Origin of the sequence: Flavobacterium sp. (genome assembly GCF_039930565.1) — a bacterium.
Classification (GTDB): Bacteria; Bacteroidota; Bacteroidia; order Flavobacteriales; family Flavobacteriaceae; genus Flavobacterium.
Genome location: NZ_JBDTTP010000054.1, coordinates 1 through 18441, shown reverse-complemented (window position 1 = coordinate 18441; position 18441 = coordinate 1). Strand labels below are relative to the sequence as shown.

General features: G+C 33.0%; 12 protein-coding genes. 11 read left to right on the top strand and 1 reads right to left on the bottom strand.

Annotated features, from left to right (window positions below; translation table 11 throughout):
* The first annotated feature begins 7 nt into the window (after positions 1–7).
* From ABI657_RS13410 to ABI657_RS13360, 11 genes are all read left to right on the top strand, one after another.
* Complete coding sequence (locus tag ABI657_RS13410; protein ID WP_348097776.1) at positions 8–3175, top strand: efflux RND transporter permease subunit; 3168 nt, start codon at positions 8–10, stop codon at positions 3173–3175.
* Positions 3168–4607 (top strand): TolC family protein, encoded by a 1440-nt coding sequence (locus ABI657_RS13405; protein ID WP_348097775.1) that lies wholly within the window; start codon positions 3168–3170, stop codon positions 4605–4607. Before ABI657_RS13410 ends, ABI657_RS13405 begins: the two co-directional genes overlap by 8 nt.
* Positions 4608–4814: 207 nt before the next feature.
* Positions 4815–5564 (top strand): phosphatase PAP2 family protein, encoded by a 750-nt coding sequence (locus tag ABI657_RS13400; protein WP_348097774.1) that lies wholly within the window; start codon positions 4815–4817, stop codon positions 5562–5564.
* A gap of 45 nt (positions 5565–5609) precedes the next feature.
* Complete coding sequence (locus ABI657_RS13395) at positions 5610–5990, top strand: hypothetical protein (RefSeq protein ID WP_348097773.1); 381 nt, start codon at positions 5610–5612, stop codon at positions 5988–5990.
* Between the two features lie 302 nt (positions 5991–6292).
* Entirely contained in the window at positions 6293–6715 is a 423-nt protein-coding gene (locus ABI657_RS13390; protein ID WP_348097772.1) for a lipocalin family protein, read from the top strand.
* Positions 6716–6994: 279 nt separating this feature from the next.
* The gene (locus ABI657_RS13385; RefSeq protein WP_348097771.1) at positions 6995–7195 is read left to right on the top strand and encodes a hypothetical protein; all 201 of its coding nucleotides are present in this window, start codon (positions 6995–6997) and stop codon (positions 7193–7195) included.
* Between the two features lie 265 nt (positions 7196–7460).
* A complete protein-coding gene (locus ABI657_RS13380; RefSeq protein ID WP_348097770.1) occupies positions 7461–7943 on the top strand; it encodes a hypothetical protein in 483 nt (160 codons plus the stop codon).
* A gap of 121 nt (positions 7944–8064) precedes the next feature.
* Positions 8065–8481 (top strand): VOC family protein, encoded by a 417-nt coding sequence (locus ABI657_RS13375; RefSeq protein ID WP_348097769.1) that lies wholly within the window; start codon positions 8065–8067, stop codon positions 8479–8481.
* Between the two features lie 239 nt (positions 8482–8720).
* Positions 8721–10652, top strand: a complete 1932-nt coding sequence (locus tag ABI657_RS13370) for a tetratricopeptide repeat protein (RefSeq protein ID WP_348097768.1) — start codon at positions 8721–8723, stop codon at positions 10650–10652.
* Positions 10653–10664: 12 nt separating this feature from the next.
* Positions 10665–11426 carry a LytTR family DNA-binding domain-containing protein gene (locus tag ABI657_RS13365; protein WP_348097767.1) on the top strand — a complete coding sequence of 254 codons (762 nt, stop codon included), beginning with the start codon at positions 10665–10667 and terminating at the stop codon, positions 11424–11426.
* Between the two features lie 34 nt (positions 11427–11460).
* Entirely contained in the window at positions 11461–15381 is a 3921-nt protein-coding gene (locus ABI657_RS13360) for a T9SS type A sorting domain-containing protein (RefSeq protein ID WP_348097766.1), read from the top strand.
* Positions 15382–15936: 555 nt separating this feature from the next.
* Here the strand turns inward: ABI657_RS13360 and ABI657_RS13355 are convergent.
* A complete protein-coding gene (locus tag ABI657_RS13355; protein ID WP_348097765.1) occupies positions 15937–16917 on the bottom strand; it encodes a hypothetical protein in 981 nt (326 codons plus the stop codon).
* Between the last annotated feature and the right edge of the window lie 1524 nt (positions 16918–18441).

The following is an 18441-nucleotide window of genomic DNA, read 5'->3' as shown; positions in this document are numbered from 1 at the left end:
TAAATAAATGTTTAATAAATTTATACAAAGACCTGTACTGTCGATAGTGATATCGCTGATAATTGTCTTTTTGGGGGTATTGTCAGTGCTGAATTTACCGATTACCCAGTTCCCGTCAATCTCTCCGCCAATGGTAAATGTTACGGCAGATTACCCTGGGTCTAATGGTGAATTGATGATCAAATCGGTTGTTATTCCATTAGAAAGAGCTTTAAATGGAGTTCCGGGAATGAAATATATGACTTCTGACGCCGGAAATGACGGTGAAGCGAGTATCCAGATAGTTTTTAATCTGGGTACTGACCCTAATCAGGCTGCCATTAACGTCCAGAATCGTGTTGCTTCGGTTGTAAATAAATTACCGCCACTGGTAGTAAGGGAAGGTGTGAAAATTACCCGTGAAGTACCAAGTATGCTGATGTATGTGAATCTTTTTAGTACGGATAAAAATACCGACATGAAGTTTCTATACAACTATGCAGATATCAATGTGCTGTCAGAGTTAAAAAGGGTTAACGGTGTTGGATCCGGAGATATTTTAGGTACACGTGAATATGCCATGCGTATCTGGCTAAAACCCGATCGTATGCTGGCGTATAAAATTTCTGCCGAGGAAGTAATGGAGGCATTATCCAGCCAGAGTTTAGAAGCCTCCCCTGGTAAAACAGGAGAAGCTTCAGGAAAAAGATCTCAGGCATTTGAATATGTATTAAAATATTCAGGACGTTTTACAACTAAGGAACAGTATGGAAACATTGTAGTACGATCTAACAGTAACGGAGAACTTTTACGTTTGAAGGATATTGCAAAAGTAGAATTTGGAAGTTCCATGTACGATATTTATTCGAACTTAAATGGAAAACCTTCGGCAGCGATTGTGTTGAAGCAATCCTTTGGAAGTAATGCCAATCAGGTTATTGAGGATATAAAAGCCAAATTAGAAACCATTAAGAAAAAATTCCCAAAAGGAATGGATTATGAAATATCGTATGACGTTTCTAAATTCCTGGACGCTTCTATTGAAAAAGTAATCCATACGCTGATCGAAGCCTTTATTTTGGTGGGATTGGTTGTTTTTCTTTTCTTAGGAGACTGGCGCTCGACGGTTATTCCGGCAATTGCAGTTCCGGTTTCGCTTATAGGAACATTCGTGTTCATGACCTTTTTCGATATTTCACTTAACTTAATTACGCTTTTTGCCTTAGTATTAGCAATTGGAGTCGTCGTCGATGATGCGATTGTGGTTATTGAAGCCGTTCACGCCAAGATGGAAGAAGAACATCTTGGACCAATAAAAGCGACTAAAAAAGCGATGCATGAAATTGCGGGGGCCATTATTGCGATCACTTTCTTAATGGCTGCGGTGTTTATTCCGGTTGCCTTTATGTCCGGTCCTGTTGGAGTTTTTTACAGACAGTTTTCGATTACAATGGCAACAGCCATTATACTTTCGGGTATTGTGGCGTTGACTTTAACGCCGGCACTTTGTGCGATGATGCTAAAAAACAATCACGGTAAACCTAAAAAGAAAACTCCTGTAAACCGATTCATCGATGGTTTTAATAATAAGTTTAACCTGGCACAGGGCAAATACCAAAATGTTTTAGGCAAAATTATAAACAGAAGAGCAGTTACGATTATTGCGCTTCTTGGTTTTTGTGCCGGAACATGGCTGGTTAGCAGCACTGTTCCTTCAGGATTTATCCCGAATGAAGATCAGGGAATGTTTTATGCCATTATCCAGACACCTCCTGGATCGTCATTAGAAAGAACAAATAATATTGCAGAACAATTGCAAAAAATAGCCGAAGGAATCGAAGGCGTAAAATCGGTTTCGTCATTGGCAGGTTATGAAATTCTGACAGAAGGTACCGGAGCAAATGCAGGAACTTGTCTGATTAACTTAAAAGACTGGAACGATCGTAAACAATCCGTACAGGAAATTATGACGGAGCTGGAAGAAAAGTCAAAAGATATTCCGGGTGCCAATATTGAATTTTTCCAGCCACCCGCAGTTCCCGGATATGGAGCCGCAGGAGGATTCGAACTTCGTTTATTGGATAAAACAGGTTCAAGTGATTTCAAAAAACTGGAAGAAGTCAATAAGGAATTTGTGGAAGAATTGAACAAACGTCCTGAATTATCTAATGTATTTAGCTTTTTCAGTGCCAGTTTCCCTCAGTACATGATGAAAGTCGACAATGATTTGGCGCAGCAAAAAGGGGTTTCGATCGAAAATGCGATGAACACTTTATCAACTCTTGTGGGTAGTAACTACGAAATCAGTTTCATTAAATACGGAATCAATTACAAGGTAATCGTTCAGGCCGCACCTGAATATCGTGCTCAGCCCGAAGATATTTTGAAACTGTATGTAAAAAATAACCGTGATGAAATGGTACCTTTTTCAGCCTTTATGAAATTAGAAAAGGTGTACGGACTTTCAGAAATTACGAGACATAATATGTATACTTCTACCGAGATTAGTGGTGGTCCTGCTCCGGGATACAGTTCCGGAACGGCGATTAAAGTGATTCAGGAAGTAGCCGCCAAAAAACTACCGAGAGGATATGATATTGACTGGGCAGGTATTTCTGCCGATGAGGTGGCACAAGGAAATCAGGCCATTTGGGTATTCCTGATTTGTTTAGGATTTGTGTACCTGGTTTTAGCAGCACAATATGAGAGTTTTATTCTGCCATTATCAGTAATTCTTTCTTTACCGGCGGGTATTTTCGGAGCTTTTCTTTTGTTGAAATTAACGGGACTGGAAAATAACATCTATGCACAGGTTGCGATGGTAATGCTTATTGGTCTATTGGGTAAAAATGCCGTATTGATTGTGGAGTTTGCGATTCAGCGGCATGCAGCAGGAAAATCGGTTCTGGAAGCGGCTATGGAAGGTTCAAAAGCCAGGTTTAGACCTATTTTGATGACTTCGTTTGCCTTTATTGCCGGATTGCTTCCGCTTGCTTTTGCTTCCGGACCGGGTAAAATTGGTAATAGAACCATTGGAACGGCCGCTGCGGGAGGTATGCTTATCGGAACCATTTGCGGTGTATTTGTGATTCCGGGATTGTATTACATTTTTGCAAAAATAGCAGAGAAACATAAACTGGTGAAACATGAAGAAGAAAATCCACTAACAGAAGAAATTGACAACAATCATGTATAAATTAAAATTATATAAATACACTATTACAGCAGGTATTTGTCTTGCTGTAATGAGCTGTAAAGCTCCGTCACCAGATTTTGCAAGTGCAAATAAACCTGTTCCGGAATTTTTTGGTACTGTCAAAGCTCAGGATACTACCAACATGTCTGCAATTGTATGGAATGACTTTTTTAAGGACAAAAACCTGGTTGATCTGATTGATGCTGCCCTGAAAAACAATCAGGAACTGAACATCACATTACAGGAAATTGAAATCGCAAAAAATGATATCCGAATCAGAAAAGGAGCCTATCTGCCAACTGTCGGAGTACGCGCCGGAGCTGGAGTAGAAAAAGTAGGAAGGTACACCAGTCAGGGTGCTGGTGATGCCACTACTGAAATAAAGCCAGGTGTAGAAACGCCTGACCCACTTGGAGATTTTACCATTGCGGCTTATGCGAATTGGGAAGTGGATATCTGGAAAAAACTGCGCAATTCTAAAAAAGCAGCTGTTACCAGATATTTAGCTTCGGTTGAAGGTAAGAATTTTGTAATTACCAATCTTATTGCCGAAATCGCTGATAATTATTATGAATTGTTAGCGTTGGATAGCCAGTTGGATATTGTGAAACAGAATATTGAGTTGCAGACTAATGCTTTGGAAATTGTAAAAGTACAGAAAGAAGCGGCAAGGGCAACTGAATTGGCTGTTCAGAAATTTCAGGCTGAGGTTTTGACTTCTAAAAGTCTGGAGTTTGAAATTCTTCAGAAGATAAAAGAAACTGAGAACCGAATCAACTTTTTGGCAGGGCGTTATCCGCAGGAAATCAAAAGAGAGAAAACCAATTTTACCGATTTGGTACCAGCAACGGTAAGTTCAGGTATTCCTTCGCAATTATTGCAGAATCGCCCGGATGTTAAACAGGCCGAACTGGAATTGGCAGCAGCGAAACTGGATGTAAAAGTAGCCCGTGCCGAATTTTACCCATCTTTGGATATTTCAGCTGCGGTAGGCGTACAGGCTTTTAAATCTTCGTATTTGTTTACTTTTCCGGAGTCAATTTTATATTCGCTTGCAGGAGATCTTGCGGCACCCTTAATTAACAGAAATGCCATAAAAGCAGAGTTTGCGAGTGCCAATTCCAGACAGCTGCAGGCGTTGTACAATTATGATCGTACTATTTTGAATGCTTATCTAGAAGTTTCGAATCAGCTTTCTAAAATTGATAATCTTCAAAAAGGTTACGATTTAAAATCGCAGCAGGTAGATGCCTTAAACAAATCTATAGCCGTTTCTAATGATTTGTTTAAATCGGCAAGGGTTGATTATTTTGAGGTTTTGATGACACAGCGTGATGCTTTAGAATCAAAATTAGAATTGATTGATACCAAAAAAGAGCAGCTTAATGCTGTAGTACATGTTTACAGGGACTTAGGCGGAGGCTGGAAATAATATTGTTAGGTTATTAATTGTAGGACTGAACCTTCCGGGAGTAAAATTTCGGGAGGTTTTTTATGTATTATTATTTAGTTTTTTGAGATTCTTTGTACTATAAACATTGTTATATTAGCTGAATTAATGCTATGCATTATGACACAAAATAAGTGAAATTCAATTTTTATGGTTAATACAAATAATTGCTTAAATAAAAAAAATGTAATGAAAAAAATAAATCTTATTATCCTGTTTAGCATTATGGTCTTAAACGCATCTGGACAATATAAAAGTCCGGATAGCCTATCATTAAATAAAAATATAAAATTTAAATATCAGGCATTAATTATTCCCACAACTTTAATTGCATATGGTGTTATTGGACTGGAAAGTCATACTCTAAAAGACATTAATAATGATACTAAACAAGAAATAAATGAACATATTGATAACAAATTAACAATTGATGATTTTTCTCAATATAGTACATTTTTATCTGTGTATGCTCTAAACGCAGCCGGAATTAAAGGGAAAAATAATTTCAAAGACAGAACAATTATTTTAACTTCAGCCTATTTGATTATGGGAACAACTGTTAATGTTATAAAAATGACTGGAAACGAGTTAAGACCTGATCGAACCTCAAATAACTCATTTCCTTCAGGGCATACCGCAACAGCTTTCATGGGTGCTGAGTTTTTGTATCAAGAGTATAAAGATGTTTCAGTCTGGTATGGAATTTCAGGTTATTTAGTAGCTGCAGGAACTGGATTTTTTAGAATGTATAATGACAGACACTGGTTTAGTGATGTTGCTGCCGGAGCCGGTATTGGAATTTTGAGTACTAAAATAGCCTACTGGCTTCATCCATTGATTAAGAAAACAATATTCAAAAACAAGGAAAATATGAACGGTATAATTATGCCTGTTTATGATGGAAAACAATATGGTTTAGGGATGTCAATGTCGTTTTAGTATTTGTAACATGGACTAGTAAGATAAACTTCTAAACTAAAAATCATGAAATATGTAATTACAATTCTAATTTTAATTAGCAATCTAACTTACTCACAGCAGAAAATTAGTGTTGAAAAAGATTCGACTGTTTATAGATTTAAAAACTGTGATGAAGGAAGAAATGAAGCTCAGATAGCATTTTCTAAAGGAATTTATAATAGTGTTTCATACGGTCTTATTATACATAGGAATCCAAAGTTTGATACTTTTTTAGTCAATTACAGAAAAGAAAAATATGGAATCATTTCAAAGACTGGAGGTTGTGTAGTTACGGATTATACAGAATGTTATTCTGAAAAAATGCGGGACTTGATTTTTAAAAAATTTGGTAATGATATTTTTGAAAGAAGTAAAAAAGAAGCTGAAAAATTATGGCGTGAATAATTACTCAACTATTATATTGGTTCTAAACGAGTTCTAATGTTAAAATATATGATATTGAAAAACTCATAAATAAGCTAAATATGATATACATTAACAAAATTAAGTTATTGATTAAAGGCATTTTGACCAAAGATCCAAGATGTTTTTTTATTTTATTCTTTGTGTTTTTAATATAAAACTGCGTTTTTATCAATAAATACCAATTATGTAAATTATTTTGAAAATTATGAAACAGATTTAAAACGTGTCGAACGTAAGTTTGTAAGTATAAAATCAAACATAATTTTTAAAATAAAACAAACATGAAAACAAGAAATTTTTTATACGTATTAGCACTAAGTTTTGGGTTATTTGCAGCAACATCATGCAGCAGCGATGACAATGATGGAGAAACAATTGTACCAATCCAGGGTAAATACGAACTTAGTAAAACAGGCGGAATTGTTAATGGAAATGAAGTTTTAATTGACGCTACAGAAAATACAAGCGGATGTAATAAAGATTATTTAGAACTAAAATTGAGTAATGTTGCAGTTGTTGGGGATTATACACCAGGTACTGATTGTGTTGTGAGTGAGTCTACCGGAACTTATGTGAGATCTCATAACGATTTAACTATTACTATTGGTAATACTGCTACTGTAAGCGATATCATGAATCTTACCAATAATGAATTAAAATTAAAAAACAAAGCTACTGGTGCAATTACTGTTTACACCAGATAATTTGATATTAAAGAAAATCTGATTCTTATGAATTGGAAGTGAAACGGGAATAACTTATAAAGTTATTCCCGTTTTTTATTGGAATTATATGGCATTTTAACTGTTGATACTAATTTTTAGGTTATTGCTGATTTTCTATTTTAAATCCAGTTATGTGGTCAAACAATAAAAGTTCAGTTTTTAGAAATAAATTTATACACATTTGAAATTCACTAATTATCATTTTAATTAGTATTTTAGTTGCCTATTGTAAAGAATGTAATTATAATTATTATTAAAATGACTCAAAATAACACAATAAACATAACACATTTCCTAATTTTAGATGATGGCAAAAAAGCTCTTGATTTTTATGTTTCTGCTTTTGGTCCAACCGAAAAAACAAAGCATGAATTGCCTGACGGAAAATTAAACGCTGAATTAATAATCGGAAATGCCTCATTTTTATTGGTGATGAAGAGCCGGAATTTGGCAACTTAAGTCCTGATAAAAATCTAATAATCCTGTAAGATTAATTCTTATAACCCGGGAAGCAGATAAGCTGTTTGATCAGGCCTTAAAATTTGTTGCGATCTCAATTTGTCCTATGACAACAGAAGAAGAATGGCGAATTGGAAAATTAAAAGATCCTTTTGGCCATATTTGGAAAATTGGTTATGTTCTATAATGACAGTAATTTACAATAAAAATAATCTCTACTCAGTTAATGTAACAAGGGGCAAAATGTTATTTATAATTTAAAAGAATGATGATTAAATGTCTAACCTACAGTATTTCGATAGCATTTATTTCCTGGATCGTTGGCATGCTAATTAATGCCCTTTTGATGAAAACAGAATTCTATAACAAAAACCTATCAAATATGAGTTTTGTAAAAAATGAAAGGCTTAACAAAAAAATAGGACTTGGGATTTTTAAATGGATTGTAAAAAACACTTTTTTTAAATTTTTTAACCAAAAACTGAAAATCAACAAGAAAATTGAAATATCCGATTTAAATTTTTTACGAAACGAAATGACAATTTCTGAAATAAGTCATTTAATCGGTTTTGGTTTTGTGACTATTTTTGCCTTAGTGAAAATTATAAATTCAAACTATTCATTCGCATTGATTATTATGATAGTGAATATACTGATGAATTTATATCCATCTTTGTTGCAACAGGAAAATAAAAGACGAATAGATAAATTAAGGAAAAAATTAGCTAATAATCCGTCAAAAAAATAAGCAACTAATATTACTAATTCAGATAGAAAATTATATCATTATAAATTAGTGAAATAGATTATCAGTAATAACATTCTATATTCATTTGTAAAGGAAAGCAACAATTCTAAAAGTAAAAATTATGAAAAACAACGAAAATAATGAGTCTTCGCCTGACACCAGGCCAAAAGTAACAGGAATTGGCGGAATCTTCTTTTTTTCAGAGAATCCGGGAGAAATTAAACAATGGTATGCTGAAAATTTAGGGCTGGAAGTAAATGCATGGGGTTCGGTTAGTTTTGAATCCAGAAATATTAATAAGCCTGAAGAGATCAATGCGCTTCAATGGAGTCCCTTCAAAAAAGGGGATGACTATTTTTCTCCTTCCAAAAAAGATTTTATGATTAATTACCAGGTTCATGATATTGAAGGTCTTGTCAATAAACTTAAACAAAATGGAGTAACCATACTAGATGAAATTACCACTTACGACTATGGAAAATTTGTACATATTATGGATACAGAAGGTAATAAGATTGAATTGTGGGAACCTCTTTAGTTTAAATAATTATACTCAATTAGGAGACAGAATGATTTATTGTACAATCATTTTTATCTTAGTTTTCATAAGCCTTCCGAATCTATATTCGGGAGGTTTTTTTATAATTGCTGTTAAAGTTATTCGGCAAATCAATAAGAAGATTTAAATAATAAGTCAAAAGCATCAAATAATAATTGATGTTATAATACTTAAAAACATATTATACATTTGTCTGGAAATAATTTAAACACAGTAAGGTGAGTCTAAAATTACGTATACCAACTTTTATCCTGATTATTCTCATTGGCAGTATAGTTAATGCCCAGTATGTACAGATTGATAGTTTGAAAAAGGTTCTGACTAGTGTTAAATCAGATACCTCAAAAGTCAATCAATACAATAAACTGGCTGATTTATACAAGGAAATCAATCCTGATTCTACTTTGTTTTATGCACAAAAAGCGATGGTGCTCAGTTTAAAAAAAGGGTATACTTCAGGATTTGCAAATTCCTGCATCAACAAGGGAAATGCATCTATTATTTTAGGAGATTATCCAACCGCTCTTCAATATTTCAATAAAGCGAAGTCAGAATTTGAAAAAGCATTGCTTCAAAATTCAGAAGACAAAAAATTAAAAAGCGGATTGGCGAGGACTTATGCCAGCTCCGGAGTCGTATATTCTGAACAAAACAATTATAACCTCTCTTTAAATAATTATGAGAAGGCACTAAAATTATACAGGGAAATTAACGAATTTTCAAGTGTTTCCAAAACCCTCAACAACATCGGAATTTTGTACAAATCGCAGCAAATTTATCCCAAAGCTTTGCAATTCCTTAAGGAGGCTTATAAAATACAATCGGATTTGAAGCAGGAAAATGCTCCCATAACGCTCACCAATATTGGTGTTATTTATTTTGAAACCGGACATTTGCAAACTGCTTTTAATTATTATGAGAAAGCAAAAAAAGGTTTTCTTAAATATGATAATAAACGCGGATTGGCACTTTTGAACAATTATGTTGGAGATTACTATATAAAACAAAATAATCTTATACTGGCGGATACATTTTACCACAAGTCATTGAATTTGTATGAGGGAATTAAGAATAAATTCGGGGCTTCACTGGCATTGTATAACATTGGCTTGTTGTTGCAGAGTCAAAAAAAGTACAGGGAAGCCTTGTCACTTGCACTTCGGTCTTTGCAATACGCGGAGCAAACCGGCGCTATTGAACAAGCACTCAATACACAAGAATTACTAAGCCAATTGTATGAATCGTTAAATGATCCTAGAGAAGCATTAGCACATTATAAAAATTATATGGCAGTTCGCGACAGCATTAAAAATCAGGAAACAACTAAAAAGTTTGCTATGGCTGAAATGAATTATGAGTTTCGTAAAAAGGAAGCACTGCTTTTAGAAAAACATAAAAGACAAATTCAGTTTGTCATTTTTTCAATCTTAGGAGGGTTATTGCTTATCGTACTGGCTTTGGTGATTTATAACCGAATACAGGTGAAACGCCAGCTTACACTAAAAAAAGAAGTAGCCGAATATGAGCATAAGGCACTTCACTTACAAATGAATCCCCATTTTGTATTTAATTGTTTAAGTTCTATTTCAAGCTTTATTGTTCAGAACGGAACAGATTCTGCTTTAAAATATTTGTCGAAGTTTTCAAAGCTGATGCGTCTAACGCTTGAATATTCCAAAGGTTCTCTTATTCCAATTGACAAGGAAATTGAAAGTCTTCAGAATTACCTCGAACTTGAACAGCTTCGTTTTCATGATAAGTTCGAATTTGAAATTCAATCTACAGAAAATGTCGAATTCAATATGGGATTGCCTCCATTGCTTATCCAGCCATTTGTTGAAAATGCCATATTGCACGGCATGGTGCCAAAAATAGGGAAAGGGAAAATTAATGTTGGTTTTGATGTGTATAATAATCAGCTTATCTGTACAATTACAGATGACGGAATTGGTTTGTCTGAATCAAAAATTTTAAAAGAAAATTCAGTTACTGCACATCAGTCAATGGCATTGGAAATTACAAAAAAGCGTTTGAAAATAATGGAATCCATTACCTCTAAATCTGCAAAAATTGAAATAATCGAATTAAACTCTGATCAAAAGACAGGTACCAAAGTCACTTTGTTTTTACCTGTTCAATATATATCTTAATACCACCAACACATGATAACAGCACTACTGATAGATGATGACAAACATTTAAGAAAAGGTTTAAAAGCACTTTTAGAACGGTATACTAATGACATTCTGATTGTTGGCGAAGCAGAAAGTGTTAAAACAGGAATTGCTGCCATTGAAAAATTGCGTCCGCAGGTTATTTTCTTAGATATTCATCTCACTGATGGAACTGGATTTGATATTCTGGAACAGCTGACAAAAGCAAATGGAAAACTAAAGGCCCATGTTGTTTTTATTACGGCACATGAACAATATGCCGTAAAAGCATTCAGGTTTAGTGCTTTGGATTTTATTCTGAAACCTGTTGATCCAGAAGAATTACAACATACAATGGTCAAAATAAATGAAGCTGTGGGAAAAAACAATTCATTTGAAAACATCGATTTATTACTGGAAAATATTCGAAAAAAAGTAGATAATTTCAAACGAATCGCTCTTTCAACAAGTGATGGAATTCATTTGTTTGAAGTCGCGGATATTATTCGATGTGAAGCGAAAGCTAATTATACGGAATTTTTTATAAAAAATCATAAACCAGTTCTCATTTCGAAAACCCTGAAAGAATATGAAGAAATGCTCACAGAACATGGTTTTGAACGCATTCATCAATCTCATTTAATTAACCTTTCTTATTTAAAATCGTATATAAAATCAGATGGCGGCTATGTAATTATGGCTGATAACAGCAATATTCCAATTGCACAAAGTAAAAGGGAAAAATTGCAGGAACTCATTAAAGCGCTTTAATCAAAAATATATTTACTATCTAAAATCTTAAATTATGCAAAAAAAAATACTTTTGTTTATGTTATTATTTACCAGTTTGGTAAATGCACAAAATGTCACTATTCCTGATGAAAATTTCAAAGCAAAATTACTGGAAGCTGACATTACGAATTTCATAGCACACGATGCAACTGGGAATCCTATTAAAATTGACACCGATGATGATGGAGAAATTCAAACCAGCGAAGCTTTAGCTGTTTACAAGCTGAATGTTTCGAGTTCAGATATTCTGGATTTAATAGGGATTTCGAGTTTTACAAATCTTAAAAGTCTAGATTGTAGTTATAATATCCTATTCAACCTTGATGTTAGTGCTTTAATCCATCTTGTTACATTAAATTGTTCGGAAAATTTTTTCATTTCAACATTGGATGTTAGTGCATCACCGAATCTTAGCCAATTATTTTGTGACAAAAATCGACTAACGAGCCTTAATGTAACTGGGTTAGCAAATCTTACAATATTAAGTTGTAGTACTAATAAATTAACCAACCTTGATGCAACTAGTTTAACCAAACTCGAGTTATTAATTTGTGAGAATAATAAACTTGGAAACCTTACTATAAATGGATTAAGTAATCTGGATACAGTAATGTGTACTTCGAATAATCTAGCAAGTATTAATTTAAGTGGATTACCAAATCTTAGTACTTTATATTGTAATCGTAATTTACTGACTAGTATTAATGTTAGCAGTTTACCTAAACTTGCTCACTTCGCTTGTTTTTACAATCAAATTACTAGTTTAGATTTAAGTAATGCTACTAATCTGATCAGTTTAAGTTGTGGAGAAAATAAAATTACTACTTTAAATCTGAATGGGTTAACTCAATTGGGGACTTTAGAATGTTCTAATTTACCAGAGAATTTAATTATAAATGGTGCCAATTTGAATGCTCTGAAAAACCTTCAATACACAGGTCCAAATGCTACTTTAACCTTAAATGGATTTCCTGTTCTTGAAAACCTAAATCTAAATTTAACACAACCTAGTATAACATTGAATACAACAGGATTTAGCATTCTTGCTAATGTCTATTTGGCTGGTGGTCCTGCAACTAGTTTTACTGTGAATGGTTCAGGAACAACTAGTCTTAAATCTATAAATTGCTCCAATAGCCAATTGACTAGTTTAAACCTGAATGGTATAAATACTCTTGCTTCATTAAATTGTGCTAATAGTCAATTTACCACTTTAAATTTAAGCGGATTACCAAATCTTACTGACTTAAATTTTAGCCGAAATAAAATCAGTAACATTGATTTAAGTGGTGTTCCTAATTTAAAATATTTGTATTGCAACGATAACTTACTTGGAAGTTTAAACCTAACTGGACTATCCAATCTTGAATATGTAGACTGTTCTAATCATGTTTCAACAGGTATAATAGGCAATCAAATTACCTCTTTAGCAGTAGCTGGATTGACAAAACTTAAATATTTAGACTGTTCTAACTATGGATTTGATGGTGTATTAGGAGCATTAGGAAACGTAATTACTTCTTTGGATGTTAATAATCTGAGTGATCTGGAGCAATTGAAATGTTCCAAAAACAGACTTGCTACTCTAGTTGTAAACGGATTAACTAAACTTACTACTTTAGATTGCTCGTATAATCTATTGACAAGTTTGGATTTGATAGGATTGACAAACATCACTAACTTGAATTATGCTCACAATCAACTGTCGAATTTAAACATGATTGGTTTAGTTAATATTACCGAATTAGATTGTTCTGATAATATTATCAGTACATTAAATCTTTCGGGCATGCCAAATCTTACCAAACTAAATTGTAGGAGCAATAAACTTACAACATTAGATCTAACTGGTTTAAACCAGCTTACGACACTACATTGTGGTGATAATTTACTAACAAGTCTTGATGTGAATAACTTTACAGAACTGATCAATTTCAGTTGTAATAACAATAAATTGACAACCCTTGATGTAAATAATTTAGTAAATCTCTACTATTTAGAATGTGGTGGTAATGATCTTTCAAGTCTTAATTTAAACAGTCTTACAAAACTTATAGATCTACATTGCTTTGGAAATCAATTGATTAATCTCGACATTAGTGCTTTAACTTCTCTAAGAGATCTAAGCTGCGGTCTCAACCAGCTTACAGCTATTGATCTTAGTGCTGCTACAAATCTTGTAAGTATAGACTGTAGAATGAATCAACTAACCAATATAGACATTAGTGCTTTGCCAAATTTACAATCTATTGATTGTAGATTTAATCAACTTACAAATCTTAATGTAAATAATTCACCTTTACTTACTTCAATAGCTTGTAGCGATAATCAAATTACAACACTTGATTTGACTTCCTCAACTCATCTTACTTATTTGTGGTGTAATAATAATTTACTGACCAGTTTATTAATGAAAAATGGCAGCAATGAATACAATTTAATGCTCTCAGGAAATCCAGGCTTAGCCTACATTTGTGCTGATGATATGCAATTGGCAGCGGTACAAACGCAATTGAATAGTTTAGGAATGACAACAACAGTTTCAAATTCGTATTGTAGTTTTACCCCAGGCGGTCAGCACAATACGGTAATTGGAACCACCATATTTGATGGTAATAATAATGGATGTAACATCAATGATCCCTTACATCCCAATATCAGAATCGATATTAGTAATGGAAGCTCCACAGGTTCTGCTTTTACTAATTTAGAGGGTATTTCTACATTCTATACACAAGCAGGAAGTTTTACTATAACTCCAAATATAGAAAATGCATCAGCTTTCAATATTTCACCTGCAAGTGCAACCGTTGATTTCGCAAATAATGACTACAATACAAGCGATCGATACTTTTGCTTATCTGCCAATGGTGTTCATCCTGATGTAGAAATAGTGATAAGTCCTATCACACCGGCAAGGCCAGGATTTGACGCCCTGTATAAAATTGTTTATAAAAATAAAGGAAACCAGGTACTTTCAGGCAATGTTACGCTAACTTTTGATAATTCCAGAATGGATTTGATTGCTGCTACACCAGCAGCAGATACTGAAATGGGGAATAATTTAGTGTGGAATTACAGTGGTTTACTTCCTTTTGAGAGCCGTAGTATTGATGTTGAATATAATGTTAATACGCCACAAGAATCACCAGCTGTAAATAATGGGGATATACTAAACTTTATTGTTGCCATAACACCTGTTGCGGGTGATGAATTTCCATCAGACAATTCATTTAATTATAACCAGACCGTTGTAGGTTCATTTGATCCTAATGATATTACTTGCCTGGAAGGCGAAAGTGTATCTCCGGATACTATTGGTGATTATTTGCATTATATTGTCAACTTTGAAAACACAGGAACTGCCGATGCTGAAAACATTGTGGTAAGAATCGCTGTAGATATAGATAAATACGACATTAGTTCCTTGCAGTTATTAAATTCATCACATGCCACACAAACCATTATTGATGGTAACATTGTTGAGTTTGTTTTCAAAAAAATATTTTTGCCTTCATCCAAAACAGTTCCTAAGGGAGGTGGTCATGGAAATATTTTGTTCAAAATCAAAACAAAATCAAATCTTAACACAGGAGATGAAGTTGGAAAAGAAGCAGGCATTTATTTTGATTACAACTTTCCAATTGAAACAAATGTGGCAGAAACCATTTTCCAGTCATTAGGAACTGAAGAATTCAATGCCGATAAAAGTGTTGTAGTGTATCCAAACCCTACTAAGGGCAAAGTGACTATTACCAGCGATACTACTATCAAACTGATTGAATTGTTTGATGTTCAGGGAAGAGTATTGCAAACTATAATACATAACGATAATAATGCAAAATTTGATATTTCCGGAAAATCAAACGGTTTGTATTTTGTAAGGATTACAACTGCTACAGGCATTACAATCGAGAAATTAATCAAGGAATAAATTTAGGTTCTATTTATTCTTGTAAAAGCCTTCCAAAATTTGTTTTGGGAGGCTTTTTACTTATAACTCAATTTAGAAATTATAAAAGGAAAATATATAATTTAGGTTATACATTTTTAGAAGGCTAAATTTAATACGATTAACAATTATTAAATGATTTTCTTAACTCGGGAATTAATAAAATAAGTGATCCAAGTAAAAAACTCACTGTTACCATAAGTGAGTTGTAGCCAAAAGTTTTATGGCAGGTTCGATAGTCCAATTTCTTACGGCTAATGTAGAAGTAACAATTACCACTGGATGAAAATAGATACTGCAAAACAGCTGCGTGATAATTTAGTAAGTAACAAAAGAAGAAATATTCCAGCTTTTTTATCCTTTAATCAATAATATTTTAGTGTAGAAATGCCAATCCACTGCTCCAGACAGCATATAATAATGATTGCCAATGCAACCAACAAGATATTTTAAGTTGTTTAAAAATCTTATCAGAAAATTGATAGACCAATTGTTTTTGGCTGTAATCAAGCCAAATGTTAAATAGCTCAATATCTTTTACTTACATGAAAAACTCATGCTGCTTTCAAAAGAATTATCAGTAGGAGTAACAAGGAACACAGAACCTCCAAAAGGAGTTGGCACATACCGGCGTTTAATATTTTCGTAGCTGCCTCTCTGCATAGTTGGAAATCCATCACTATCATATTCATACAAATAGTCAATATTGGTTGTATCACGTGTTGAGTACCGATGAGCTACTATTTCAATTTTTTTCAGCATCTTTTTTTCGTAAGAGGTCTCCTGAGCGAAGAACAATTGGTAGTGGCTGCGATTGGGAAGATATTGCAACGATTGCTCATTTGAAAGATTTGAGACAAAAATCAATCCCAAAGGACCTTCAAAGTATGGCTTTATTTTATTTTCCCTGTCTAGGAAATAAGTATAGGTATAATCTGCATTATAATATTCCTGTGAATCAAAGTCGTAAAGGTTCTGAATCGATTTTTTTATTAAATTTCCATCCATATACTGGTAAATGCTTGTCACTTCAACAGAAGTATTTTCATTATGGGTCGTTATACTTTTCAAAATACTGTTAGCATCATATTGCGTAACTGTGTAAGCAACTAAGATGCCCTGGGCATTAAAATTGGATTGTTTTATTAATTTTCCACCGGAATTATATTCCATTTGGTAGTACAATTTCAATTGGTTATCTATAGTTTTTGATATTTTGGCAACATTTCCCTGTGCGTTATAGTCTATTGTATAAATTGCTGTTACAGGCGGTTCTGCTGGAGCAGCTATGTTATATTCTTTAGTAGTTATTTCTATCGGCTTGTCCTGTGTATTATATACTATTTTGCTGGTATCACGCCCGTAAGATATTTGACCAGGCTTGTTTTTGCATGCAGATGTATTGATGTCTTCAGGATTTTTGTTAGGCATATTTTCATCGCTACAAGAACAAATAAGCATTAGAATCGGTGCCATGACTGCAAAGAATCTAAAACAAACCTGAACATTTTTTTTCATTTTCTTTGATGAGTTTACTGCAATATTTTTTAATCTTATTTTCATAGTATCTTAAAAGTAATAAAGTGGAATTGATTTTTTTTTAAACTCATAAAAGAATGTACAAGCTTAAATCAGACATTCCCGCAAGGAAATATTCTAATCAACTGGTAAATAATTTCTTGTTTGCTCTTAAACCACAAAACTTTCATCTGCGGGCATAGACAGGGCAAATATACTATTTTCAATAATGGCAAGGCAGCTAAGGATAAAGTTCTTTTTTATGGGTTAACTAGAACTGCTAACATTAGTATTAAAACGACTATAGCCAGTATCATTTATGCAATTAATAATGGAGCAGGCTCAAATAAAATAGGACAAGAAGAATATTTCGTCTTGGTTTCATTAAAGATTTCGTGATATTGTTGGATATTGAGTTTATGTAAAAAAATAAAAACGCCTGATTTTCAAGCGTTTTTATTGAAATAATAATTAATTTTTGACCCTGATGGTACAAAATTCGAATCTTTTGCTTTAATATTTTCAGATGATATTTGACTTTGCAGATGTTTAAAAGAAAAGTATTTGATTTTCTAAATTTATAAAAAACTTAATTTTCAACTAGAAAACATCTATTGACGTCTTTGAAACCAGAGTTGTGAATTGCTTTCAAAATTGTATTTTTACTTATAATTCCCAACAACCATTGTAAACTTCGCTTTTTCCCAAGTGTTGTGAATTGCTTTCAAAATTGTATTTTTACTTATAATTCCCAACAATCGACAGCTTTTTCAATGTTTATCACATGTTGTGAATTGCTTTCAAAATTGTATTTTTACTTATAATTCCCAACTGATAAAATAACTAATCAAAGCCGTTTCGTGTTGTGAATTGCTTTCAAAATTGTATTTTTACTTATAATTCCCAACGTTTTTGCAAGAAACAATTCATCTCCAACAGTTGTGAATTGCTTTCAAAATTGTATTTTTACTTATAATTCCCAACATCATATAAAAAAGTAGATGACTATTTCAAGTTGTGAATTGCTTTCAAAATTGTATTTTTACTTATAATTCCCAACCCTGCATTCGTTTGTCCGATACATTAGGATGTTGTGAATTGCTTTCAAAATTGTATTTTTACTTATAATTCCCAACTTTCAAGCCATTTCGAATAATTGTATATAGTTGTGAATTGCTTTCAAAATTGTATTTTTACTTATAATTCCCAACGTTAGTTTGCACATATGCAACCGGATCAATGTTGTGAATTGCTTTCAAAATTGTATTTTTACTTATAATTCCCAACTTTAGGTCTTTACAACCGATAACTTGATAAGTTGTGAATTGCTTTCAAAATTGTATTTTTACTTATAATTCCCAACAACAGGAATAATATACTGTTTTGCTAATGCGTTGTGAATTGCTTTCAAAATTGTATTTTTACTTATAATTCCCAACAAGCATTAGGGATATTAATCCAACCTCCTAGTTGTGAATTGCTTTCAAAATTGTATTTTTACTTATAATTCCCAACTTTAGGTCT

Coding starts and splice junctions, on each gene's coding strand:
- ABI657_RS13410 (WP_348097776.1), top strand. CDS start 8: ATGTTTAATAAATTTATACAAAGACCTGTACTGTCGATAGTGATATCG.
- ABI657_RS13405 (WP_348097775.1), top strand. CDS start 3,168: ATGTATAAATTAAAATTATATAAATACACTATTACAGCAGGTATTTGT.
- ABI657_RS13400 (WP_348097774.1), top strand. CDS start 4,815: ATGAAAAAAATAAATCTTATTATCCTGTTTAGCATTATGGTCTTAAAC.
- ABI657_RS13395 (WP_348097773.1), top strand. CDS start 5,610: ATGAAATATGTAATTACAATTCTAATTTTAATTAGCAATCTAACTTAC.
- ABI657_RS13390 (WP_348097772.1), top strand. CDS start 6,293: ATGAAAACAAGAAATTTTTTATACGTATTAGCACTAAGTTTTGGGTTA.
- ABI657_RS13385 (WP_348097771.1), top strand. CDS start 6,995: ATGACTCAAAATAACACAATAAACATAACACATTTCCTAATTTTAGAT.
- ABI657_RS13380 (WP_348097770.1), top strand. CDS start 7,461: ATGATGATTAAATGTCTAACCTACAGTATTTCGATAGCATTTATTTCC.
- ABI657_RS13375 (WP_348097769.1), top strand. CDS start 8,065: ATGAAAAACAACGAAAATAATGAGTCTTCGCCTGACACCAGGCCAAAA.
- ABI657_RS13365 (WP_348097767.1), top strand. CDS start 10,665: ATGATAACAGCACTACTGATAGATGATGACAAACATTTAAGAAAAGGT.
- ABI657_RS13360 (WP_348097766.1), top strand. CDS start 11,461: ATGCAAAAAAAAATACTTTTGTTTATGTTATTATTTACCAGTTTGGTA.
- ABI657_RS13355 (WP_348097765.1), bottom strand. CDS start 16,917: ATGAAAAAAAATGTTCAGGTTTGTTTTAGATTCTTTGCAGTCATGGCA.